Genomic DNA, 23,717 nt, shown 5'->3' with positions numbered 1-23,717 from the left:
CTTGTGGGATATGCAGCCGTCCGACACCTTGGCCCGGCCCCTCAAGGCCCTCCGCATTTCGGTCACCGACCGGTGCAACTTCCGCTGCGGCTACTGCATGCCCAAGGAGGTCTTCGGGCCTGACCACCCCTTCCTGCCGCGGGAGGCCCTGCTCACCTTCGAGGAACTCACGCGACTGGTGCGGATCTTCACCGGCCTGGGCGTCAGCAAGGTGCGCCTCACCGGCGGCGAGCCCCTGCTCCGCCGGGAGCTGCCAGCCCTTGTCCGCATGCTGGCCGCGCTCCCCGGCCTGGAGGATCTGGCCCTCACCACCAACGGCGTGCTGCTTCCTGAGCAGGCTCCGGCCCTGCGGGAAGCGGGTTTGAAGCGGATGACCGTGAGCCTGGACACCCTTCGTCCGGATCGCTTCCGCGCCCTCAGCGACACGGAGCTGCCACTGTCCCATGTGCTTGCAGGCATCGAAGCCGCCCGCGCCGCAGGCTACGGCCCCCTCAAGCTCAACTGTGTGCTGCAGCGGGGCGTCAACGAGGACGAGATCCTCGATCTGGCGGCCTTCGCCCGGGAAGCGGGCCACACCTTGCGCTTCATCGAATTCATGGACGTGGGCACCACCAATGGCTGGCGCCTGGAGGCCGTGGTGCCCGCCGACGAAGTGCACCGCATCCTCCATGGCCAGTGGCCCCTGGAGCCCGTCCCGGCTTCGGCCGGGGCCGTGGCCCGCGATTGGCGCTACGTCGACGGCAAGGGCGGCGTGGGACTCATCGCCTCGGTCACGATGCCCTTCTGCCGCGACTGCGACCGGGCGCGGCTGTCCGCCGACGGCCACCTCTACACCTGCCTCTTCGCCGGGCAGGGCCTCGATCTCAAGGCCTTCCTGCGGGCGGGCCACAGCGACGCCGACCTGGCCTCGCTGCTGGCTTCGCACTGGAAGCGCCGCGAAGACCGCTACTCCGAACTGCGGCGCGCTGACACGCCCGGCCTGCCCAAGGTGGAGATGTCCCACATCGGCGGTTGATCCGAGGAGTCCCATGAACCGCATAAACCGCATCCTTTCCCTCCTGCTGCTCACCCTGGCCGCCGGGCTTTCCGCCGCCCAGCCCGCCCCACCCGCAGCGGTGGTCCACGGCGGCGCCGGCAGCCCCCGCAGCCGCATGGATGGCACCGACAAGGCCGCGGCCAAGGCCCTGGCCACACTCAGCACCGGGGCCGAGGCCCTGGAGGCGGCCCTGGCGGGGGTGGTGGTCATGGAAGATGACCCGCGCTTCAACGCGGGCACCGGCGCCAACATCCGCCTCGACGGCAAGACCATCCAGATGGACGCCGCCTGCATGGATGGCGCCACCGGAGGCTTCGGCGCCGTGGCCGCCATCGAGCGCGTGAAGAACCCCGTGCTGGTGGCCCGGAAGGTCATGGACACCCCCCACATCCTCATCGTGGGCGAAGGGGCCACCCGTTTCGCCCGGGCCATGGGCTTCGCCGATTACGATCCCACCTGCGCCGAGAACCTGGCCCGCTTCCAGAAGGTGCAGAGCATCCTCAAGGGCGAGGATCCCCGCCAGATCGAAGCCTGGAAGCGCTACGACTGGAAGAAGGGCTGGAACTTCCCCACGCCGCTCAAGGAGGCCCTGGGCACCCCCGACACCGTGGGCTGCGTCACGCGGGACGCCAAGGGCCGCTTCGCCGCCGCCATCAGCACCGGCGGCACCACCATCACCTTCTACGGCCGCGTGGGCGACGTGCCCATGTACGGCGCGGGCATCTACGCCGGGCCCAAGGGCGCCGTGGCCTGCACCGGCAACGGCGAGGACATCGTCAAGCACCTGGTGGCCAAAACCACCTACGACCTGCTGGCCAAAGGCTATTCTGCGCAGAAGGCCGTGGATCGGGCCCTGGCGGCCTTTCCCGCGCGCATCGATCTGGGCATTGTGGCCGTGGGCCCCGACAGCACAGGCGGCGGCTGCAACTACTCCGCCGAGCAGAAAGCCTTCGTGAAGGACTACCGCCACCAGATGGCCTGGAGCGTGGCGAAGTAGGCGATCAGCGCCCCTTCTTCGTGCCGGAGGGCTTGACCTTCGGAGGTTCCGCGGGCACTCCGCCCAGTCCCTTCGCCAACGCCGCCCGGGTGTCGTCGTCGATGGTGCCGATGACACCGGTGGCCGAGGCCGGTGGAGGTTCCGCCCCCTCGCCCTTCTCCGGTGCCGATGGCCGCTGCACCTGAATGGGCTTGGCTTCCTGCACCCAGCGGAACTGCGTGGACAGGGCCCAGGCCAGGGCCGCCAGCACGAGGCCCCAGATCAGGCACAGTGAAACGACATCCCGGCGACGCATGACGGCTCCTCCCCTCCTTTCGACGAGCCTGCCGACGCCATGAGGATTCAGCCGCCGGAAGTCAGCGGATCATCTGTGCGATGAGAAACGCCATCTCCAGACTCTGGCTGCGGTTGAGGCGGGGGTCGCAGCCGCTGCGGTAGGCCCGCTGCAGGCTGGCTTCATCCAGCCCCTCCATGCCGCCGGTGCATTCGGTCACGGGTTCGCCGGTGAGCTCGAAGTGGACGGCGCCCATGCGGGAACCATGGGCGCGGTGGAGGGCCGCCACTTCCTGCAGCTCCTGGAGGATGTCCCCGAAGGCGCGGGTCTTAATCCCGCCTGCCGCCGTGCGGCCGTTGCCGTGCATGGGGTCGCAGCTCCAGAGCACGGGATGGCCTTCGGCCCGAGCCGCTTCGATCAGGGCAGGCAACACCGCCTCGGCCTTGTCGGCGCCGAAGCGCGTGATGAGGGTGAGGCGCCCGGGACGACGCTCTGGATCCAGCTTGGACAGCACCTGGCGCAGGGTGTCCGGCGTCATGGAGGCACCCACCTTCAGGCCGATGGGATTGGCGATGCCGCGGAGGTACTCCAGGTGGGCGCCATCCAACTGACGGGTGCGTTCCCCCACCCACAGGAAATGGGCGCCCAGGTTGTAGTGGCGGTTGTACTCGGGCACGAAACGCGTGAGCGCGGTCTCGAAGGGGAGGTGCAGCGCCTCGTGGCTGGTGAAGAGTTCGCCTGTGCGCAGGTGTTCGGGCAGCCCGCCCAGGCGCTGGACGAAGTTCAGGGAGTTCTGCACCTGGTCGAGGGTTTCGAGGTAGTGGCCCGCATCCTCACGGCTCCAGCTGAGATCCCAGTGTTCGGGATGCTGAAGGTCCGCAAACCCACCATCCACCAGGGCCCGCAGGTGGTTCAGGGTGGCGGCGGCGCGGTGGTAGGCCTCCAATAAACGATTCGGATCGGCTTCGCGTTGATCGGGTGCGAGGCCATTGATGAGGTCGCCGCGGTAGACCGGCACCTCGCGGCCATCGATGCGCTCCGTGGTGCCACTGCGGGGCTTGGCGTACTGGCCTGCGATGCGCCCCAGGTGGATGACACCGGTACGGCCGCCGTGGGTGATGAGCACGGACATCTGCAGCAGCACGCGCAGCTTGTCCTGGATGATGGCGCCGCGACAATCGGCGAAGGCCTCGGCGCAGTCCCCGCCCTGCAGCAGGAAGCGCTTGCCCTCGGCAGCCTCCGCCAGCAGGTGTTGCAGGGAATCCACCTCTTCGGCCACCACCAGGGGCGGCAGTTCGGCCAGCTCGGCCAACACCGTGTTGACCGCCGCCGCGTCTCGGTAGACGGGCTGCTGAGCCGCGGGAAGATTCCGCCAGGAGTTGGGCTGCCAAGTGTTCAACGTGGTGTTCATGATGGCCTTCATCGCGCACCTTCCATGCTTGCTTGCGGGTAGCTGCCCAGCACCTTCAGCGAGGCGCAGGCGGATTGAAGTTCGACCAGGGCCTCGGCCATGGCTGGATCCTCGGCGTGGCCTTCCACATCCAGGAAGAAGGCATACTCCCAGAGCTTGCGCCGCGTGGGGCGGCTCTGGATGCGGCTCAGGTTCAGGCCGCGGCGGGCCAGGGGCTCGAGCAACCGCAGCAGCGCGCCCGGGCCATCCTGAGCCATGGCCACCAAGGTGGTGCGGTCGCGGCCCGTGGGCTCGGCGGCCTTAGGGCCCAGCACCACGAAGCGGGTGGCGTTGGCGGCCAGATCCTGGATGCGCGCCTCGGCCACGCGCAGGCCGAAGAGTTCCGCCGCCAGTTCGGAAGCGATGGCGGCACCCTCGGCATCCTCACGCGCCAGCCGCGCAGCCTCCGAAGTGGAGGGCGCCTCGATGCGATCCGCCCCGGGGAGGTGGACTTCCAGCCACTTGCGGCATTGGCCCAGGGCCTGGGGATGTGAGTACACGCGCCGAACGCCGCCCAGATCCAGCTCGGGCCTCAGGAGCAGGGCCTGATCCACGGGCAGCAGGATCTCCGCGCAGATGCGCAGGGGGCTGTCGAGGAAGGCATCCAGGGTGGAATCCACCGCGCCTTCCGTGGCGTTTTCCACGGGCACCACGCCGTAGTCCGCCCGGGCCCGCTCCACCGCCTGGAACACGGCCTGGATGGTGCCCTGGGGCAGCGCCTGACTGGAGCCGCCGAACTGCTGCCGGGCCGCCAAGTGCGTGAAGGTGCCTTCGGGCCCCAGGAAGGCCACGCGCAGCGGCTTCTCCAGGCTGAGGCAGGCGCTCATGATTTCCTGGAAGATGGTGCGCACGGCGGCATCCGGAAAGGGACCGGCGTTGGCCGCTTCCAGCCGGGCCAGGATTTCCCGCTCCCGCTTGGGCACATGGAACAGCGCCGAGGGCGCCACCTCCGCCTTCAGCCTCCCCACTTCGGCGGCCAGGGCCGCGCGCCGGTTGAGCAGGGCCAGCACCTGGTCATCCACCGCATCGATGCCCTGGCGCAGCTGCGCGAGTGGGGTCGGATCCGTCTGAGTCATGGGTTCTCCTACATGCGAAAACCCCCGAGCCGTAAGGTCTCGGGGGCGATGGTCGAAGCGGTTCCGGATCTAGACGCCGCCTACCCTCGCACCCGAGGTGCGAAAGCTAAAGGCGAAATAGAAGCGGGAGGTCAGCATGGCAGTCCTGAAACCATGCCTGAACCCGAGCGCTTCCGCAAGAGGGTTGTGAAAACAGCTAACCGCGAATGAACACCCACCGAGCTCTTGTTTTTTATTCGCGTGCAATCGCGACATTCGCGGTTCACGTTTTGCGGTCGTCAGGCGCCCAGGTGAATCAGCACTTCCTGCAGGCAGGCGGCCCAGGTGTCGTCGGGCGTTTCTTCCAGGAAGAATTCCACGGCATGGCCGCAGGGCCGGTGTTCGGGATGCGCCGACCAGGCTTCAAAGAGGGCATCCAAGGGCGCGGAATCGAGGGGGTTGTGGCGGAACTTGTGGGCTTTGCGCACGCGGTCAGGCTCGGGACCGCGCAGGCAGACGCCCTCCCGCTTCGTGGCCACGAAGGTGAAGGCCTGCACCCACTTCCCATCCATGAGCTGGTTGAAATGGAGGAAGGCACCATGGTGGCTGCGGGAATAGTCGAAGAGTCGGTGCTTGCCCTTCCACTTGGCCGCCCAGAGGTTGAGGATGGCCGCCAGCCGCGCCCGCTCCGAGGGATGGCGCAGGCAGCTCTGGGCATAGGGCAGAAATTCCTCGATCTGTTCCAAGCGGCATCCTCCGGCTTCCTTCACCCTACCGCAGGCCAGAATTCGGGGCACCTCCGGCCTTCCTCCCGGAAGCGGTCAAAGACCGTTACCATAAAAGGATTCCGAGCCCACAGATGTCCCCATTCTCAGACGCGCCCCCCATTGAGCCTGCGCCCTCGCGTCGGCCCTGGGTCCTGGCCCTGGTGGTCTTGGGTTTGAGCCTTGGCATCACCGGACTGGCATGGCACACCGCCCGGCAGAGCCAGTACCAGAGGGACCTCAACCGGCTCAACCGCTTCGTGAGCCGAACGGAACAGAGCCTGCAGAACCGACTGGGCCGCTATGAAGACATCGCCCGAGGGGCCAAAGGCTTCTTCGCCGAGGAATCCCGGCCCTTGTCTCTGGAGAAGTGGCGGGCCTATGTCGATGGCCTGGATCTGACCACGCGGCACCCGGGCCTCACCAGCCTGGCCATCATCACGCCTGTCGAGCCCGCGGACCTTGCAGCCTTCATGAACGCGCGGCCTCAGCTGCGGGGACGCTACCACCGGCCCATCGCGGACCCGGCCCCCCTGCGCGACCCCGGTCAGGATGGCAACCACCTCATCATCGAACTCTGCGAACCCGGTGGGCGTGCCACCCTGGCCCTGGGCCTGGACGTGGGCACGAGTCACACCCAGCGAGTGGCCGCCGAGCGCGCCCGGGACACGGGCCTGCCAGCCCTGTCCGGCCTGGTGTACTTCACGCGCCCCACGGGCCGCGAAGACGCGGTGGTGCTGCTCGTGCCTGAGTATTCCAGGCCAGTGGATTCCCTTGAGGCCCGCCGCCAGGCCTTCAAGGGCTGGATCTCCGCAGGCATCCTCCTCAAGCCCCTCATCGAGGACATCCTGCGCGGCGAAGACACGGGCGTGGCCTTCGAGGTGGTGGACGCCTTCGCCTCCCAGGGGCCCCAATGGCTCTACGCCAGCCCGGACTGGCCCAAGGGCGCCACCCCGGACACCCTCCGGATGCTGGATGTGGGGGGACGCGGCTGGCAGTTGCGATATGCCATCCGCCCTGCCTTCTACAAGGCGGAAGGACGGAACCAGCCCCTGATCATCCTCGTGGGGGGCGTGATCGTGAGCCTTTGCCTTTCCGCGGTCGTCTGGTCCCTTGCAGGCACCCGCCGCCGGGCCCTTGACTTGGCGCGGTCCATGAATGCCTCCCTTCATGGCGCCCTGCAGCGGAATCGGAGCCACCTCGCCTACACCCCCTTGGCCGTCCTGGAGATGGACGCCCACTTCCGCATCACGGAATGGAACGACGCCGCAGAGCGCATGTTCGGTTACAGCCGGGAAGACATGCTCGGCCAGGATCCGCGCCTGCTCGTTCCCGAGGACGGCCAAGCCGAGGTGCTTCCCCGCCGCGAGGCCCTGCTGAAGAGTGAGAGCGGCACCCGCGCCACCATGGAGAATGTCACCCGCACGGGCCAGCGCATTCAGTGCGATTGGTACAACGCGGCGGTCCGGAACGAACACGGCGAGTTCATCGGCGCCATCTTCCTCGCCGACGACATCACCGACCGCCGACGGGTGGAGGGCGCCCTGCGCCAGGCCCAGAAACTGGAAAGCCTGGGCGTGCTCGCCGGGGGCATCGCCCACGACTTCAACAACCTGCTCACGGCCATCCTGGGCAACACCGAGGTGGCCCTGGAACGCATCCCCGATGATCCGGCCCTGCGTAGCGCCATCCAGCGCATCGAGGCCGCCACGCAACGCGGCTCCGACCTGGCGCGGCAACTCCTGGCCTACGCCGGCAAAGCCCACTTCGCCGTGCGCCCGCTGGATCTGAACGCCACCCTCATCGAAATGGGGGATCTGCTCTCCGTGTCCATCTCCAAGATGGTGGGCATCCGCATGGATCTGCAGCCGGACCTGCCGCCGGTGGATGCGGACAGTGCGCAGTTCCAGCAGGTGGTGATGAACCTGGTCATCAACGCCTCTGAAGCCATTGGCGACCACACCGGCGTCATCACCCTCCGCACCCGGGCCGTGGAATACCGACGCGAGGATCTTTCCGCCGCCTTCCCGGGCCAGGTACTGGAACCCGGCCTCTTCGTGCGCATGGAGGTGGAGGACGATGGCTGCGGCATGGATGCGGAAACCATCGGCCGCATCTTCGATCCATTCTTCACCACCAAATTCACGGGCCGGGGCCTGGGCCTGTCGGCCATGCTGGGCATCGTCCGCGGACATCGCGCAGGCATCCGCGTGGAAAGCACGCCCGGCAAGGGCACCACCTTCATTCTGCTCTTCCCGGCCTCCGAGGCCTCCGTGGCCCAGCTGGCGCCTGAGGCTCAGCCGCTGCAGCCGATGACGGGCACCATTCTCGTCGTGGATGACGAAGGCATCATCCGCGATCTGGCCCGCACCGCCCTCGAGAATGCTGGCTTCCGGGTGCTGGAAGCCCGGGATGGGCTGGAGGCCGTAGAGCGCTTCGAGGAGAACAAGGAGCGTATCCATCTGGTGCTGCTGGATATGACCATGCCGCGCATGGGAGGCGCCGAGGCCTTCCGCCGCATCCGCGCCCTGGCCCCCCAAGTGAAGGTTCTGCTGACCAGCGGCTACACCCAGAAGGAGTCCCTCGAATCCCTGTCGGATCTGCCTCCGGACGGCTTCCTGCAAAAGCCCTTCCGCGTCCGGGAGCTCATCACCCGGGTGCGGGACATTCTGCGTGATTCGAATGACAAATTCACGACCAAATAAACAACATGGAATATAAAAAACTTTAGCTAAGTCCTTGCGATGCCAACGTCCTGTGGCATGGATCACAACTGGTCCCATTTAGGTTTTTAGACACAGAATTCAGGCCATCTCCAGAGCATGCTGAACGGATCTGGAGGCATCCATGTCCGATTCGATCACACCGCTGATCAGCTCCGGCAATCTGCCCACGCCGAACTGGCACGCCACCCACGAGGAGGCCCAGAGTCGGCTGACGCGGATGGCCGAAGCCCTCGGCACCGGTGACTGGAAAGGTGTGGATCTCGGCGCCAAGTGGATTTACGAGGTGCTGCGCCCCCACAACGAGGCCGAGGAGCGCGAACTGTTCCCCCTGCTGGAAGAGATCGGCGCCGAGGCCCTCCACCAGCGGCTGCATGAGGACCACCGCCAGATGTGGGATCTCACGCTGCAACTGCTGGCGGAGATCACTGAAGGACAAGTGCGCGCACCGCGTTCACTCACCCTGCTGGGCCAGCGCCTGGTGGATCTCATCCGCGATCACATCGAGGCGGAAGAGCACCTCATGCTGCCCCTGCTCAAGGGCAAGTCGCTCTATGCCTCCGATGCCGAGACCCAGGACGGCTACCTCATCCTCGAGAAGAAGCTCATCGCGCCCGAAACCTGGTCCTTCATCGTACAGGCGCCCCAGGTGGCCCGCGGCCGCAAGCCGGGCCAGTTCTTCATGGTGGCCCCCTTCCCCGAGAGTGAGCGCATCCCCCTCACGCTGGCGGGCGGTGACGCGCGCAAGGGCTACATCCACTTCATCATGCAGGAAGTGGGCGCCACCACCCAGGCCATGGGCAAGCTCAGTGCGGGGGATCGACTCTACGCCGTGGCCGGCCCCATGGGCACGCCGACGGAGCTGGTGGAGGAAGGCACCATCGTGCTGATGGCTGGCGGCTATGGCAGCGCCGCCATCCTGCCCGCCGCCGAGGAGCTGCACGCCAAGGGCCGCCGCGTCATCACCATCCTGGGCGGCCGCAGCAAGGAGCGCGTGCTGCTGGCCGACGAGCTGGGCGCGGCGTCCGCCGAGCTGATCGTCACCACCGATGACGGCACCCTGGGCCGCAAGGGCCTGGTGACCGACGCCCTCAAGGATGTCATCGCCCGCGAGCCCATCGCTGAAGTGGTCGCCGTGGGCCCCCTGCCCATGATGCGCGCCGTCTCCGACCTGACGAAACCGCACGGCATCTTCACCCTGGTGAGCCTCAATGCCCTCATGGTGGACGGCACCGGCATGTGCGGCGGCTGCCGCGTCACCGTGGGCGGCCAGACCAAGTTCGCCTGCTTCGACGGCCCCGACTTCGACGGCCACCAGGTGGACTTCAACATGCTGCGCATGCGCTCCGACTGGTACAAGGCCGAAGAGCAGTGCGATCCGAGCGAGTGCAAGATCGGCCGTGTGGCCGCCACGGGCCCCGTGGACTACTCGCAGTACCTGAACGCCCCCGTCACCGACCTGGCCGACTGGCAGACCCTCGACCTGGGCGCCATCAAGCCCAGCCAGAAGATGAAGATCCCCCGCCAGGAGATGGCCTGCCAGCCGCCCGACCTGCGCGTGTGCAACTTCGACGAGGTGAGCCTGGGCCTCTCGCCCGAGCAGGCCAAGCTGGAGGCCGCCCGCTGCATCATGTGCAAGCATCCGGCCTGCATCGAGGGCTGCCCGGTGAGCATCAACATCCCGGCATTCCTCCAGCAGATCGTCAACGACGACCCCAAGGCCGCCGCCCGCATCATCAAGGAGAGCTCCTCGCTGGGCTCGGTCTGCGGCCGCGTCTGCCCCCAGGAGAAGCAGTGCGAGATCAAGTGCGTGGTGGGCATCAAGGGCCTGCCCGTCTCCATCGGCCGCCTGGAGCGCTACGCCAGCGACTCGATGCTGGGCTCTGACGAACTGCCTCCCGTGGAAGCCGCCACAGGCAAGAAGGTGGCCGTCATCGGCGCGGGCCCCGCAGGCCTCACCGTGGCGGGCGAGCTGGTGAAGAAGGGCCACCAGGTCACGGTCTACGACGCCTTCCACAAGCCCGGCGGCGTGATGCTCTACGGCATCCCCGAGTTCCGCCTGCCCAACGCCATCGTGGATCAGGAAGTCTCCACCCTGCGCGGCCTGGGCGTCACCTTCGTCATGAACACCCTCGTGGGCCGCAGCATGACGCTGGAGGATCTGCGCAAGGAGAACGATGCCATCTTCATGGGCACCGGCGCCGGCCTGCCCAAGATGATGGGCATTCCCGGCGAGGAGTACAAGGGCGTCTACACCGCCAATGAATTCCTCACCCGCATCAACCTCATGCGCGCCGACCTCTTCCCCAACTACGGCACCCCGGTGACCGTCGGCAAGCACGTCATCATCGTGGGCGCGGGCAACACGGCCATGGATGCCGCCCGCGCCGCCCGCCGCATGGGCGCGGAGCATGTGACCGTGGTCTACCGGCGCACCATCAAGGAATCCACGGCCCGCAAGGAGGAGCTGGAGCACGCCCACGAGGAGGGCGTGGAGTTCAAGTTCCTCTGCACGCCCGTCCAGCTGCACGGCAATGACAAGGGCTGGATGACGCACGCCGAGTGCGCCGTCATGGAGCTGGGCGAACCGGGCCCCGATGGTCGCCGCAGCCCCAAGATGACCGACGAGCGCATCATGATCCCCTGCGACACCCTCGTGGTCGCCCTGGGCTTCGACGTGAACCCCCTCATCGCCATGACCGACAAAGGCCTGAAGACCCTCAAGGGCGGGGTGGTTGTGGTGGACAACGAAACGGGCGAGACCTCCATCCCGGGCGTTTTTGCCGGGGGCGATGTCATCACGGGCGGCGCCACGGTCATTCTGGCCATGGGTCAGGGCCGCCGGGCCGCCGCCGCCATCCACCAGCGCCTCATGGGCGAAGCCCAGCCGGTGGTCTGACCACTGGCCCGCCTTGTGACGAAAGTGACCCGACCATCCCGTATCATGTATTGACGTGTTTCCTGCCCTGATGCCCATTGCCGGCAAGGTCCCGAGGATCCCCGGAAGGAGTGAACCATGAGCCAGAGAGTGATGAAGACCCTTGATGGGAACGAGGCCACCGCCTCGGTGGCCCATCGCCTCAGCGAGGTCATCGCCATCTATCCGATCACGCCTTCTTCCAACATGGGCGAGTGGGCGGATGAGTGGAGCTCCCAGGGCAAGACCAACGTCTGGAAGACCATCCCCTCGGTGATCGAGATGCAGTCCGAGGGCGGCGCCGCGGGCGCCGTCCACGGCGCCCTCCAGGCCGGCAGCCTCACGACGACCTTCACGGCGTCCCAGGGCCTGCTGCTCATGATTCCCAACATGTACAAGATCGCCGGCGAACTGACGCCCTTCTGCATGCACGTCAGCGCCCGCACTCTGGCCACGCACGCCCTCAGCATCTTCGGCGACCACTCCGACGTGATGTCCTGTCGCATGACCGGCTTCGCCATGCTGAGCTCCGAAAGCGTGCAGCACGCCCACGACTTCGCGGCCATCAGCCACGCCGCGACGTTGCGCAGCCGTCTGCCCATCCTGCATTTCTTCGATGGCTTCCGCACCAGCCACGAAGTCGCCAAGATCGAGATCCTCAACGACGAGGACCTGCGGCACATGGTGCCCGACGAGCTGGTGGCCAACTTCCGCAAGATGGCCCTGACGCCCGATCAGCCGGTCATCCGCGGCACCGCCCAGAACCCCGACACCTTCTTCCAGGCCCGTGAGGCCTGCACCCCCTACTACAAGGCCTTCCCGGCCATCGTGCAGCAGGAGATGGACCGCTTCGCCGCCCTCACCGGTCGCCAGTACCGCCTCTACGACTACTACGGCCACCCCGAGGCCGAGCGCGTGGTCGTCATCATGGGCTCCGGTTGCGACGTCACCCACGAATACGTGGATTGGGCCATGAAGCAGGGCCAGAAGGTGGGCGTCCTCAAGGTCCGCCTGTTCAGGCCTTTCGCCATCGAAGAGTTCGTCCGCGCCCTGCCCGCCACCACCAAGAAGATCGCCGTCATGGATCGCTGCAAGGAGCCCGGCTCGCCTGCAGATCCCATGCACCTGGATGTGCTCGCCGCGCTGCGTGAGGGCCGCGAAGAGGGCCACACCACCCTCAACCCCGTGGTGGTGGGTGGCCGCTACGGTCTCTCCTCCAAGGAATTCACCCCCGCCATGGTCCAGGCTGTCTACGAGAACCTGGCCAAGGACACGCCGAAGAACCACTTCACCATCGGCATCGTGGACGACGTGAGCCACAGCTCCCTGCCCTACGACGCCAGCTTCGACGTGGAGCCCTCCGATGTGACCCGCGCGCTGTTCTACGGCCTGGGCGCGGACGGCACCGTGGGCGCCAACAAGAACTCCATCAAGATCATCGCCGAGGAGACCCCCAACTACGGTCAGGGCTACTTCGTCTATGACTCCAAGAAGTCCGGCGCCATCACCATCAGCCACCTGCGCTTCGGGCCCCGCCCCATCAAGAGCGCCTACCTGGTGACCAAGTCCAACTTCATCGCCTGCCACCAGACCAGCTTCCTCGACAAATACGAGATGCTGGAAACCGCCGTTCCCGGCGCCACTTTCCTGCTGAACACGCCCCACGACAAGGACACTGTGTGGGATACGCTGCCGCGCGAAGTGCAGGAAGCCATCGTCGAGAAGAAGCTCAAGTTCTACGTGATCGACGCCTACGAGGTGGGCAAGAACACGGGCATGGGCGTGCGCATCAACACCATCATGCAGACCTGCTTCTTCGCCATTTCTGGCGTGCTGCCCCGCGAGGAGGCCATCGAGCAGATCAAGAAGGCCATCAAGAAGACCTACGGCAAGAAGGGCGACGCCATCGTCCAGAAGAACTTCGTGGCCGTGGATGAAACCCTGGCCCACCTCCATGAAGTGAAGGTGCCCGCCACGGTCACCGCCACCCGCAAGCGTCCGCCCATGGTGGCCGACGAGGCACCGGACTTCGTCAAGCGTGTCAGCGCCGTGATGATGGAAGGCAAGGGCGACCTGCTGCCCGTGAGCGCCTTCCCCATCGACGGCACCTGGCCCGTGGGCACCACCAAGTGGGAGAAGCGCAACATCGCGCTGGAGATCCCCGAGTGGGACAGCTCCATCTGCATCCAGTGCAACAAGTGCGCGATGGTTTGCCCCCACGCCGCCATCCGCGCCAAGGTCTACGAGCCCAGCGCCCTGGCTGGCGCCCCTGGCACCTTCAAGGCCGTGGACTACAAGGGCCCCGAATACAAGGGCCAGAAGTACACCATCCAGGTGGCTCCCGAGGATTGCACGGGCTGCACCCTTTGCGTGGAAGTCTGCCCCGCCAAGGACAAGAGCAACCCCAAGCACAAGGCCATCGACATGGTCGCCCAGGCGCCCCTGCGCGATGCGGAAGTGGCCAACTTCAAGTTCTTCCTCGATCTGCCTGAGGTCGACCGCACCACGGTGAAGCTGGACGTGAAGGGCACGCAGTTCCTCGAGCCCCTCTTCGAATACAGCGGCGCCTGCTCGGGCTGCGGCGAGACGCCCTACATCAAGCTGCTCACCCAGCTCTTCGGCGACCGCACCCTCATCGCCAACGCCACAGGCTGCTCCAGCATCTACGGCGGCAACCTGCCGACGACGCCCTACACCACCAACAAGGATGGCCGCGGTCCCGCCTGGGCCAACAGCCTCTTCGAGGACAACGCGGAATTCGGCCTGGGCCTGCGGCTCTCGGTCGACAAGCACCAGGAGTTCGGCCTCGAGCTGATGCACCGCCTGGGCGCCAAGCTCGGTGATGAACTGGTCGCCGGCATCGCCACCGCCGACCAGACCACCGAGGCCGGCATCAAGGCCCAGCGCGAGCGGGTCGACATCCTCAAGCAGAAGCTGGCGGGCATCAACCAGCCCGAAGCCAAGATGCTCCACGACCTGGCCGACTACCTGGTGAACAAGAGCGTCTGGATCATCGGCGGCGACGGCTGGGCCTATGACATCGGCTACGGCGGCCTGGATCACGTGCTGGCCTCTGGCCGCAACGTGAACGTCCTGGTCCTCGACACCGAGGTCTACTCCAACACCGGCGGCCAGGCCTCCAAGTCCACGCCCATGGGCGCGGGCGCCAAGTTCGCCATGGCCGGCAAGCACATGCCCAAGAAGGATCTGGGCATGATCGCCATGTCCTACGGCGGCATCTACGTCGCCAAGGTGGCCTTCGGCTTCCGCGACGCGCAGACGGTGAAGGCCTTCCAGGAAGCCGAGTCCTACAACGGGCCCAGCCTCATCCTGGCCTACAGCCACTGCATTGCCCACGGCTACGATCTCGCCCACGGCTGCGACCAGCAGAAGCTGGCCGTCGACTCCGGCCACTGGCCGCTGTTCCGCTTTGACCCCCGCCGCCTGGAGAAGGGCGAAGTGCCCCTGCAGATGGATTCCGGCGCGCCCAAGGTGCCCATGCTCCAGTACGTCCGCAACGAGACCCGCTACCGCATGATCGAGCAGCAGAACCCCGAGCACTTCAAGAAGCTCATGGATCAGGCCCAGCTCGACACCACCAACCGTTACTCCGTCTACGAACAGCTCGCCAAGCTGTCCGTGACGGCCAAGTGAAGCTGAAGGTGACGACCATGAAACTCTCGACCACCTACCTCGGCCTCAAGCTCAAGCACCCCCTGATGGCGGGCGCCTCCCCCATGGTTGACGACATGGGCATGGTGAAGCGCCTCGAAGACGCCGGCGCCTCAGCCATCGTCATGCACAGCCTCTTCGAGGAGCAGATCACCCGCGAAGAGCAGGGCACCATCATGGACATGGCGCTGTCTTCCAACACCAGCGCCGAGGCCCTCTCCTACTTCCCCGCCCCCGATGATTTCCGCCTGGGCCCGGACAAGTATCTGGAGCAGGTCCGCCGCATCAAGCAGGCGGTGGCGGTGCCCGTCATCGCCTCGCTGAACGGCACCACACCCGGCGGCTGGCTGCACTACGCCAAGCTCCTGCAGGATGCCGGCGCCGACGCCCTCGAGCTCAACGTCTACTACATCCCCACCGAGGCGAAGGAATCCGCCGCCGACGTGGAAAAGCACACGCTCGACATCGTCAAGGCCGTGAAGTCCGAAGTGAAGATTCCCGTCGCCGTGAAGCTCTCGCCCTTCTTCTCCGCCCTGGCGCATTTCGCCGTGGAGCTGGAAGCGGCGGGCGCCGATGGCCTGGTGCTCTTCAACCGCTTCTTCCAGCCCGACATCAACGTGGAAGAGCTGCTGGCTGAGCCCAGCCTGCAGCTGTCCGGCCCCTCGGACCTGCTGCTCCGCCTGCGCTGGTTGGCGGTGCTGCACGGCCACGTCAAGGGCAGCCTCGCCGTCACCGGCGGCGTGCATGATGGCATCGGCGCGCTCAAGGCTGTGATGGCCGGTGCGGATGCCGTGCAGATGGTGTCGGCGCTGCTGATCCACGGGCCCGAGCGTCTCGCTCAGACCCTCGCCACCCTCACCGAGTGGCTGGAAGAGCATGAGTACGAATCCCTGGCCCAGGCCAAGGGCAGCATGAGCCTTTTGAAGTCCCCCAACCCCCAGGCCTTCACCCGCGCCAACTACATGCGGATCCTCAACGGATGGAAGCCCTGACACGCTTTTTTTTCACACAAGACCCCCGGGCGACTGGGGGTCTTGCTTATTGTGCGTGAAATCACAGTCTTTGGATGTGATTGACCTGACGATCGTCTATCATTTGTAGCAACTATCCCCCTAAATCCATCTGTGCAGGTGACCATGCTTCCATTGTCCCAGTCCTCCGGTTATGCGGTTCTGGCCATGAGCTGCCTCGAAGATCCAGGCGGCAAACCCACACTCGTGGTTGACGTGGCCGCCCGCACCGGTTTCCCCCGGCCCTATCTTTCAAAGATGATCCACAAGCTCGCGAAAGTCGGTCTGGTCATGGCGAAGCGCGGCAACAAGGGCGGCGTGGTGCTGGCCTTGGCCGCCAAGGAGATCACGCTCGATCTCATCGCCGAGGCCGTGGATGGCTCTGAGTGGCGCAACCAGTGTCTGCTCGGCTTCAAGGACTGCTCCGATGAGCGCGCCTGCCCCTCGCACACCTTCTGGAAAGCTGAGCGCGACCACATCCACCGCTGCTTGAAGGATATCTCCCTCGAAGAGATCCGCACCTTCGAGCAGAACAGCCGCACCTGGCGCCTGGCCGATGCCCTGCCCGAGCGGAAGGCCAAGCCCCGGGCCAAGAAGGCCGCCAAACCCGCTGCCAAGAAGCCCGCCGCCCCCAGAAAGGCCCCCGTCAAGAAGGTCCTTTAAAGGCCCTTCCAGACGCCAAGAGGCCGCCCGAAGGCGGCCTCTTGGCTTTTCATCGATCAGCCTTCAGTTCACGCCAGCGTGCATGCGTTCTTCGACCGCCGGGTACTTTCGGTTCAGGAGGCCATGATCGGTGCGGAACCGTTCCACGCCGGGATCCGGGTTCTGCGCCAGGTCCGCCAACGACACCGAGCGCAGCCGGGCCAGGATCTGCTCCAGCGTCTCGTGCCAGAACTCGTGCAGCACACAGGGCGTGTGGTCCGTGCAGCCCAGCAGGCCCATGAGGCAGCGCTTGCGCCACGCCACACCATCGATGGCCTCCGAAAGATCCTCCAGGGTGATTTCCGTGGAAGGCCGCGCCAGCACCACCCCGCCATGGTGCCCACGCCGGGCCACCACCAGGCCCCTCTTGGCCAGCTTGTGGATGAGCTTCGACAGATACGAGCGGGGAATGCCCGTGTATTCGGCCACTTCCTCCACCAGCACAGGGTGGCCGCCAGGCTCCTGGAGGCAGCGCAAAGCTCGCACTGCATAGCCCGTGGTCTGGGACAGTGGGAGCATCGAAACCTCCATGAAAGATCAAGCCATGACAAAGCTTATCAATGAAGATGCTCCGGTAATCTAACGAGTCAACCGCCTTGTGATGCGCGTCACCATGCCAGGGCTAAAGTCGTGTCCGCTGGTAAAAAAGAAAGCCCCCACAGGGGCTTCCCAATGTTTGTTTTACGAATAGAAATGATGGCCCTTACTTCTTTGGAGGCACCGCTCCACCCGCCAGGACACGGTCCTTGATCCCAAAATACTGGGCCCCGGTCAAACCCGCATCCACCAGAAGGCCCGCTTTGCTCCGGTACGGACGGTGGGCGATGATCTTGTTCGCTTCGGCCTCAAAAATACCCGGAAGCTTCATCAGTTCTTCTTTGCTGGCAGTGTTGATGTCCACACGCTGGCCCATAGGGGGCTTGGCGGAGGGCCTGCGCGGCCTGGTTGCGGGCTTGGCTTCCTTGGGCGCGGGCTTCACGGGCGCCGGTGCCTCACCCACGTTGTAATTCGCCTTGGGCTTAGCCGGTTTCTTGTCTGTGGCTTTCGAGCCCTTGCTCGAAGCCGGAGTCTCTTTGGCCGCCTTCTTGGGCTTAGCGTCCTGGGGCGCCGCCTTGGGGAGCCCCTCCGTTTGCTTGGATTCCTGGGCCCACAGCCCGTGGCCAGAAGCCAGCAGCAGGGTCGCCATCACCAGGATGGGCTTGATGGGGAAGCGGGACATCATGCACCTCGTCAATGGTTCCTTCATGTTCAGCATCATTCATGTTCGCACAGGGCTTCGCCACTCCCGTCACATGTGAATGGCAACCTGGAGCCCCAAGAAAACGACCCCGGCACCAGAGGCATCGGGGTCGTTTCGTACTTCTGTTCAGAGCGTTCCAGTGCGCGGCGAACCGCGCTCTGGAGGAGACATCACTTGAAGTTCATGTGGACCTTCTGCACATCCGCAACCTTGCCGGAACCGTGGCAGATGAAGCACTGTTCCTGCTTCTTGACATCGAAGGTGCTGGTGGCAGGGTCGATGACAGAGCTACGGGTGACGTAGAAGGAACCACCCATGGCGCGCATGTGGTCCAGAGCGACGTTGCTGTCGTGGCAACCGGTGCAGGCGCCCACGTAGGGCGAGTTCACCAGCGTGGTTCCGGCAGCCTGAACGGTTACCGCTGTGACATTCGCTGCGGCGTAGTTGGCGATGAAGCCAATGCCATAGTCAGTGCCAGGGGTCACGAAGGGCGACAGAACCTTGTCGGTCGGGAGCACAGTCTCATTCCCCGTCTTGATGACATAGGTCGTGGCGCTCAGTGCAGGGTAGCCAACGGGAGCCTTGCCAGCAGCCATGTTCAGAGTGGTGCTGTTGGGGAGCAGGTTGACATTGTCCGACGTTGCAACGGTGGTCCAGAGCAGGTTGGGCAGAACCGCGGGCAGGCCGTTGGTGGAACCGACCAGAGCGTTGGCAAAGTCGTAGGACCCGGCCACGTGGCAGATTTCGCAGTTGTTGAGCGGGCTGGGGTAGGTCGTGTTCCAGTACTTATCCCCAGCGGTGGCTTCCCATGAGTACTTGTTCATCCGCTTGCCGGCGCCGTGAATCGCGTGCACAGCATCCTTGATGTTCACGCCCCAACCGCTGTTGACGCGGTCAGTGTTGTGGCACCAGACGCAGGTGTCGGAGTTGTTGCGCTGACCCGCGTGGAAGACCTTGGAGGTAAACACACCGAGCTTGCCGTGGCAGGCGTTGCACTTGGCATCATCCACGATCTTGCGACGGGGAGTATTCGCCGGACCCACGGGATTATTCTTGGAATCAACACCCGTCTGAGGGAAGCCTGTGGGCAGGCTGGCGATGACTTTCCAGACATTGGGCGGAGGCACAGAGAGTCCACCCTGGCCGGTGCCGAGGGCCGCGGTCTTGGGGATGTAGTCAAACATGTGGGTCATCCAGGGCGGCAACCCGGCACTGAGGTTGCTGATCTGGGTGAGGGGCTGGGTGCTGGTCAAGCCATAGGTGTAGCCGATGCCACCGGAAATCAGGCTGGCGTTGGTCGGGATCTTATAGCCGGTCAACGTAGCGGTGTAGTAGCCGGAGGCTGCATCGAAAGTGAACGTGGCGACACCAGGCGCAGTAGCCGTCTTATTCCAAGCATTGCGGAGGTAGATGCTGACCGTGGCGTTCGGATCCGCCGGGGTGGCGATGCCATCCTGGGGCATGGCGAAGGAAAGGTAGAGGCTAGGGCCGCCCACGAACTGGGTACCGTCAGGCAGAGTGAAGAGTTCCACTGTGTTGTCAGCAGCCGCAGGCTGGGCGTTGAAAACGATGGGCACAGCGGGGCCAGGGGTGGCAGCGAGAGTGGGCGTGCTGTCCATGAACCGGAACTTGATGACCGGCTGCTGGCTGGCGTTGATGGTCACGCTGCTGAGGTCCCAGGTGATGTACTTGGCCGGGGCCGGCAGGGCATTGGGGAAAGCAGCCACGAAGGAAGCGTTGGTGTTGGCGTTGCCGCCGCTCACCAACCAAGAGTTGTTGGGGTTGGGGGCGACCAAGGGCACGTGGTCGGCCTTGATGTAGGCGGCCGAGTGGCAGCCCGCACAGTTGGTGTCATCGACCTGGGGAGCCGCAGCGCCGCCAGTGCCGGCCCAGTGACCGTAGCCGGTCGCGAAGTCGATCTTGTCGTGGCAGCCGCCACAGGCCATGCGGCTGGGCTTGTTGAACCAGTTGTCACCCTGGGGGGTGGCGGTGGAATTGGTGTGGCACTTCACGCAGTTGCGCTGATCCTGGGGATACGTGGCATCAAAGGCGAGGCTGGCGTATCCATAGCCCGTGACAGCCAGATCCTCGCCCCGGTGGAGGCGGTGGATGAAGCTGGTGAAGTCGCCCGTGGCACGACCGCGGAACTTGCCACTCTCGGTGGACTTGCCAGACACGATGGTGGTGATGGTGTCCTGGGAGTGGTCAGCAGCGGCACCGGCTGTCACGGTGACGGTGGCATCCTTGATGCCGTACTTGCGCTGGTCGGTATGGCAGACCACGCAGTAGCGGGTGTCCTGGCGACCGCCCGCATGGAACTCGAACTTCGCATGGCAGGTGAAGCACTTGTCGACGGAGGTGATTTCCTTACCGGACGTGGCCAATTCCGCCCCGGCGCCAGTGGTGCCCGGGACAAAGTCATAGACGTCGTTGGCGGGGTTGAGGATGTAGACGCCACCCACGCCGCTGTCGGAACCATCGGCGGTGTTGAAGGAGCGGTCGCCGGCGAGGGCGGAACCGGTGTTGCGGGCCACACCACCCACATACAAGGTGACCCGGTGGGTGAGGGTGGGCTGATAGCTCACGTCATCCAGGTCGGCCTGCACGTTGTTGCCCGTGTAGGCATAGGCGGCCAGCTGGGCCGTGGCCTGGGTGATGTCGTGGCGGAAGGTGTAGACGTAGGTGCCATCGCCGTTGTCCACCAGGGTGCCGGTGTTGTCGGTGGTGGGCTTGGTGGGGTTCCAGGCGGTGGGGGCTGCAACCGTGGGAACCGTGGTCACGATGTAGTTGACCCAGCGGTCGGGGCTGTTGGCCGTTCCGGGAACCAGCTTCGCAATGGAGAAGCCAAGGTTCGGGTAGCTGGCATACAGCGCCGTGCTGGCTTTGGAAGTCCACTGGCCGAAGCCCTTGACGGGCACGTTGTGGCCATCGGTGACCGTGAAGTTCACGACGGTCTGAGCGCCCGTGGTGACCTTGGTGATGGTGCCCTTGAGGGTGAGAGCGGCCCAGTCATCCGCCGAATACGTGGTGATGTCAGCGGCGTAGCTGGCGCCAGGCGTGCCCGGGGTGCCGTTTGTTCCGTTCGTGCCGTTCTGGCCGGCCTTCCCGTTACAACCGATCAGCACCAGGGCGATCGCTGCGGAGGCTAATAGCCCGCAGAGCTGTTTCAGAGGACGATGCTTCATATTCCAATCTCCATGGTTAGTGGGTGAAGCGTTTGAGGGCTGTGGAGGATAAGAGTGGGTTCGGTTCGCCAGATATCCACCTCCTGTGTGATGTCCTGGCTGCCAGAGCCCGCCCTGAAGTGAGCGGGCCCAGGCAAGGCACTATGAGGCGTGGCACATGGTGTTGTTGAAGCAGCCAGGCTGTGCTCCGGCGGCGGGCGCCGCGAGGGGCTTGACGGTCGAGTTGGCGCCATCCTTGTGGCACTTGTAGCACTCGGGGGCGTTGTTGTAGTTGGCGGCGGTGTGGTTCGTCTTGCTCGCCGTGGTTCCATGCCAGGGCTTGTCGGGGTGCGGTGCCTTGGTGTGACAGCCTGTGCAGGAGACCTTGGCGATGCCGCCGGAGTAATCATCCCCGTGGCACTTGGCGCAGTGGGCGAAGCCAGCCATGGCCTTGGGATCTGCGCTGGGCGGAAGCTGGGCACCCAGGCGGCCATGCTGCGCGGGATCGGCCCAGTTGGCCGGATGGTTGACCGCCGTGTGGCAGTCAAAGCAGCTCACCTTCGAGATGCCACCTGCCTGGGCGGGATCACTGGTGGAGCCATGGCAGCTGAGGCACTGATCCGGCTTCTTCACGTATTCGGCGTAGTGGGTCGGCACCCAGTCAGCTGCGTGCTGGGCCTTGGAGGGGCTCAGGGAAACGGCATCCCCGGCCTTCCCGGCGCAGCCAATGGCGAGGAGCCCGAGGGCCATCGCGAAGCAGCTACCCGCCATCCATTTGAGTTTGCTCATGGTGTTCCCCTTCGACATTCAGCGGATGACTACCGATGACAAGCGCGGCACTTGTCGTTGTTGGCGCGGCCGTGGCACGCATAGCAGCTGGAGGGATCCAGCTTGCCTTCGATGCGGTGCAGGGTCATGAAATCGCCGCGGTGGGGGGCCAGCCGATCCGGGCTGTCGCTCAGCCGGGTGGCGGGCTTCACGGGCACCTTGCCACCGTGGCAGTCCACGCAGAAGGACGGGGCGTGGCAGGAGGCGCAGGTGTTGCGATCCTGGTTCGCCTGGAACTTGTGGTCCTTCACGAAGGTGGGCGTGTGGTCGAAGGACGCGTAGGGCTTGAGGGCGCCCTTGGCCACATCATTGCTGTGGCACTCGGAGCACACGGGGCGGCCAGCGCCGACACCATCAGGATGGGTCGCCGCGAAGCTCGCCTCGGGAGAGACCAGGCCGCAGGCCATGAGCATCCCAAGACCCAGCACGGCGCCAAGAATCTGCAGAACGGACTTCCGGACCATTACTTGCCTCCCTTCTTAGCGAAGCCAAAGCGATATTCGGCCCGCAGCAGTGCCCGCGTTTCATGCTTGGCGATGGGGGTGCTGCCGTAGCTCACGTCGCCGGACACCTTGATGTTGTTGGTGGCCTGGTAGCCGAGCGAGGCCACGGTCTCCCAGACGTTGCGCATGCCGGCCAGGTAGGGGTTCCCGCTTTCGTAGCGCTGCAGGATGCCATCCAGGCTCGCCGTGAACTTGCCCTTGGTGGCCATGGTCCAGATGCGGGCTTCCTTGTGGCTCAGGCTGCGGGAAGGCGCGGCGGGATCCACGAACTTGGTGTCCAGCGCGTTCGCCCAGTGGGCGCCCACGCCCAGCAGCACGGCCTTGTCGTTGAAGGACCAGCGCATCTCGCCACCGGCGCGGTTCACGTCGCCGAAGGTTTCGCGGTGCATGTGGCGGTAGTCGGCCACCAGCTGGAAGGAGGCCGTGGTGTTCCACGTGACGTTTCCGCCCCAGCCCTTGAACATGTCGTTGTCGTTCTGGCGGAACAGGGAAGGCAGGTTGGTCCCGGCGAAGTAGGCGAAGAAGTTCCGCTCGGCGAAATTGCCCGACACGCTCACCTGATCGTTCACCTTCACCGTGGCGGTGTAATCGTGCTCGGCGATCTTGGAACGCGAAGGCGAACCAGGGGCCTGATCAGGGTGCTTCGCCACATCGAGCACCGTGCGGCCCGACAGGTTGAAGGCTGAAACAGGGGCGATGAGGATGTCCATGCCCACCTGCTTGCGGGTGTAGTCCACCGGCATGGGAATGGTCAGGTCCTTGGCGGCTTTGGAGCCGTCCTGGAGGTAGCTCACGCCGATCTCGCCCACCTTGGGCATGCGCCAGCCGAAGCGGGTGCCGAAGATCATGTCCTGCTGGAAATCGAGGTCGTACTGGTCGCGGGGATCCACCACCTTGTAGAGGACCGGCTTGCCGCCGAAGGCGGAGAAAGTGAAGCCACCGCGGAGATCGGTGCGGACGCTGACACCGTCGATCTGCTCGAAACCGGTGCTCTGGTTCGTGGTGAACCGGCCCGCCTTGATCTCGGCATTGGCCTGGTTGAACCGGTACTGGAGGTAGCCGTAGTTGAGGTAGCCGGAGGACTTCGAGCCATCGAAGTTGCTGGCGTCGCTCAAATCGGTCCGGCCCCACCCGAAGAGATGCAGCGACAGGTTGTCACTGCCCAGCTTCGTGGCGTCGATGCCCAGGTACTGGGTCGCCGGCGTGTAGGTGCTCTTGTCGAACCCCGGGGTCTCCTGCTTCCACATCTGGGCCATGGTCGTGCCATAAAGGCTGACCTCCTGGCCCCAGGCGGAGGCAGACATCAGGGTGGCAAGCAGGGCCACATAGGTGTGTCGTTTCATGTTTCGCCTCATCTCGCAATGCGCTGTGCGCTGGGCCGT

17 protein-coding genes are annotated in these 23,717 nt (G+C 65.3%); 7 read left to right on the top strand and 10 right to left on the bottom strand.

The genetic code is table 11. The features are described from left to right. The first annotated feature begins 10 nt into the window (after positions 1–10). Positions 11–1,015, top strand: coding sequence for a GTP 3',8-cyclase MoaA (gene moaA / locus Q9293_RS01895; protein ID WP_306249475.1), 1,005 nt, complete (start codon positions 11–13; stop codon positions 1,013–1,015). Positions 1,016–1,028: 13 nt separating this feature from the next. Next, positions 1,029–2,033: an isoaspartyl peptidase/L-asparaginase gene (locus tag Q9293_RS01890; RefSeq protein WP_306249474.1), complete on the top strand. Its 1,005-nt coding sequence runs from the start codon at positions 1,029–1,031 to the stop codon at positions 2,031–2,033. Between the two features lie 4 nt (positions 2,034–2,037). Here Q9293_RS01890 and Q9293_RS01885 read toward each other — a convergent pair whose 3' ends face one another. The 4 genes from Q9293_RS01885 to Q9293_RS01870 all read right to left on the bottom strand — a co-directional run bounded on the left by Q9293_RS01885 (position 2,038) and on the right by Q9293_RS01870 (position 5,558). Continuing rightward, a complete protein-coding gene (locus Q9293_RS01885; protein ID WP_306249473.1) occupies positions 2,038–2,328 on the bottom strand; it encodes a hypothetical protein in 291 nt (96 codons plus the stop codon). Positions 2,329–2,389: 61 nt separating this feature from the next. Beyond that, complete coding sequence (locus Q9293_RS01880) at positions 2,390–3,718, bottom strand: 3-deoxy-7-phosphoheptulonate synthase class II (protein ID WP_306249472.1); 1,329 nt, start codon at positions 3,716–3,718, stop codon at positions 2,390–2,392. Between the two features lie 8 nt (positions 3,719–3,726). Continuing rightward, the gene (gene pheA, locus Q9293_RS01875) at positions 3,727–4,833 is read right to left on the bottom strand and encodes a prephenate dehydratase (RefSeq protein ID WP_306249471.1); all 1,107 of its coding nucleotides are present in this window, start codon (positions 4,831–4,833) and stop codon (positions 3,727–3,729) included. Positions 4,834–5,111: 278 nt separating this feature from the next. Next, positions 5,112–5,558: a hypothetical protein gene (locus tag Q9293_RS01870; protein WP_306249470.1), complete on the bottom strand. Its 447-nt coding sequence runs from the start codon at positions 5,556–5,558 to the stop codon at positions 5,112–5,114. A gap of 113 nt (positions 5,559–5,671) precedes the next feature. Here Q9293_RS01870 and Q9293_RS01865 point away from each other — a divergent pair, with 113 nt between their 5' ends. From Q9293_RS01865 to Q9293_RS01845, 5 genes are all read left to right on the top strand, one after another. Beyond that, a complete protein-coding gene (locus tag Q9293_RS01865; protein ID WP_306249469.1) occupies positions 5,672–8,281 on the top strand; it encodes a CHASE domain-containing protein in 2,610 nt (869 codons plus the stop codon). A 142-nt stretch (positions 8,282–8,423) separates the two neighbouring features. Then, on the top strand, positions 8,424–11,198 hold the full coding sequence (gene gltA / locus Q9293_RS01860) for an NADPH-dependent glutamate synthase (protein ID WP_306249468.1): 2,775 nt from the start codon (positions 8,424–8,426) through the stop codon (positions 11,196–11,198). 117 nt (positions 11,199–11,315) lie between these two features. Then, complete coding sequence (gene nifJ / locus Q9293_RS01855) at positions 11,316–14,870, top strand: pyruvate:ferredoxin (flavodoxin) oxidoreductase (protein ID WP_306249467.1); 3,555 nt, start codon at positions 11,316–11,318, stop codon at positions 14,868–14,870. A 17-nt stretch (positions 14,871–14,887) separates the two neighbouring features. Next, complete coding sequence (locus Q9293_RS01850; RefSeq protein ID WP_306249466.1) at positions 14,888–15,880, top strand: dihydroorotate dehydrogenase-like protein; 993 nt, start codon at positions 14,888–14,890, stop codon at positions 15,878–15,880. Positions 15,881–16,024: 144 nt separating this feature from the next. Continuing rightward, positions 16,025–16,561, top strand: coding sequence for an Rrf2 family transcriptional regulator (locus Q9293_RS01845; protein ID WP_306249465.1), 537 nt, complete (start codon positions 16,025–16,027; stop codon positions 16,559–16,561). A gap of 63 nt (positions 16,562–16,624) precedes the next feature. Here Q9293_RS01845 and Q9293_RS01840 read toward each other — a convergent pair whose 3' ends face one another. The 6 genes from Q9293_RS01840 to Q9293_RS01815 all read right to left on the bottom strand — a co-directional run bounded on the left by Q9293_RS01840 (position 16,625) and on the right by Q9293_RS01815 (position 23,678). Next, positions 16,625–17,119, bottom strand: coding sequence for an Rrf2 family transcriptional regulator (locus Q9293_RS01840; RefSeq protein ID WP_306249464.1), 495 nt, complete (start codon positions 17,117–17,119; stop codon positions 16,625–16,627). 184 nt (positions 17,120–17,303) lie between these two features. Next, positions 17,304–17,822 (bottom strand): ComEA family DNA-binding protein, encoded by a 519-nt coding sequence (locus tag Q9293_RS01835; protein WP_306249463.1) that lies wholly within the window; start codon positions 17,820–17,822, stop codon positions 17,304–17,306. Between the two features lie 188 nt (positions 17,823–18,010). After that, positions 18,011–21,025 carry an OmcA/MtrC family decaheme c-type cytochrome gene (locus tag Q9293_RS01830; protein WP_306249462.1) on the bottom strand — a complete coding sequence of 1,005 codons (3,015 nt, stop codon included), beginning with the start codon at positions 21,023–21,025 and terminating at the stop codon, positions 18,011–18,013. A 141-nt stretch (positions 21,026–21,166) separates the two neighbouring features. Beyond that, entirely contained in the window at positions 21,167–21,793 is a 627-nt protein-coding gene (locus Q9293_RS01825) for a hypothetical protein (protein WP_306249461.1), read from the bottom strand. A gap of 29 nt (positions 21,794–21,822) precedes the next feature. Next, the gene (locus Q9293_RS01820; RefSeq protein ID WP_306249460.1) at positions 21,823–22,296 is read right to left on the bottom strand and encodes a hypothetical protein; all 474 of its coding nucleotides are present in this window, start codon (positions 22,294–22,296) and stop codon (positions 21,823–21,825) included. Then, positions 22,296–23,678: a hypothetical protein gene (locus Q9293_RS01815; RefSeq protein ID WP_306249459.1), complete on the bottom strand. Its 1,383-nt coding sequence runs from the start codon at positions 23,676–23,678 to the stop codon at positions 22,296–22,298. Before Q9293_RS01815 ends, Q9293_RS01820 begins: the two co-directional genes overlap by 1 nt. Positions 23,679–23,717: the final 39 nt, after the last annotated feature.

Origin of the sequence: Geothrix sp. PMB-07, from assembly GCF_030758935.1 — a bacterium.
Lineage (GTDB): Bacteria > Acidobacteriota > Holophagae > Holophagales > Holophagaceae > Geothrix.
This window is presented reverse-complemented; position numbering and strand designations above follow the sequence as displayed.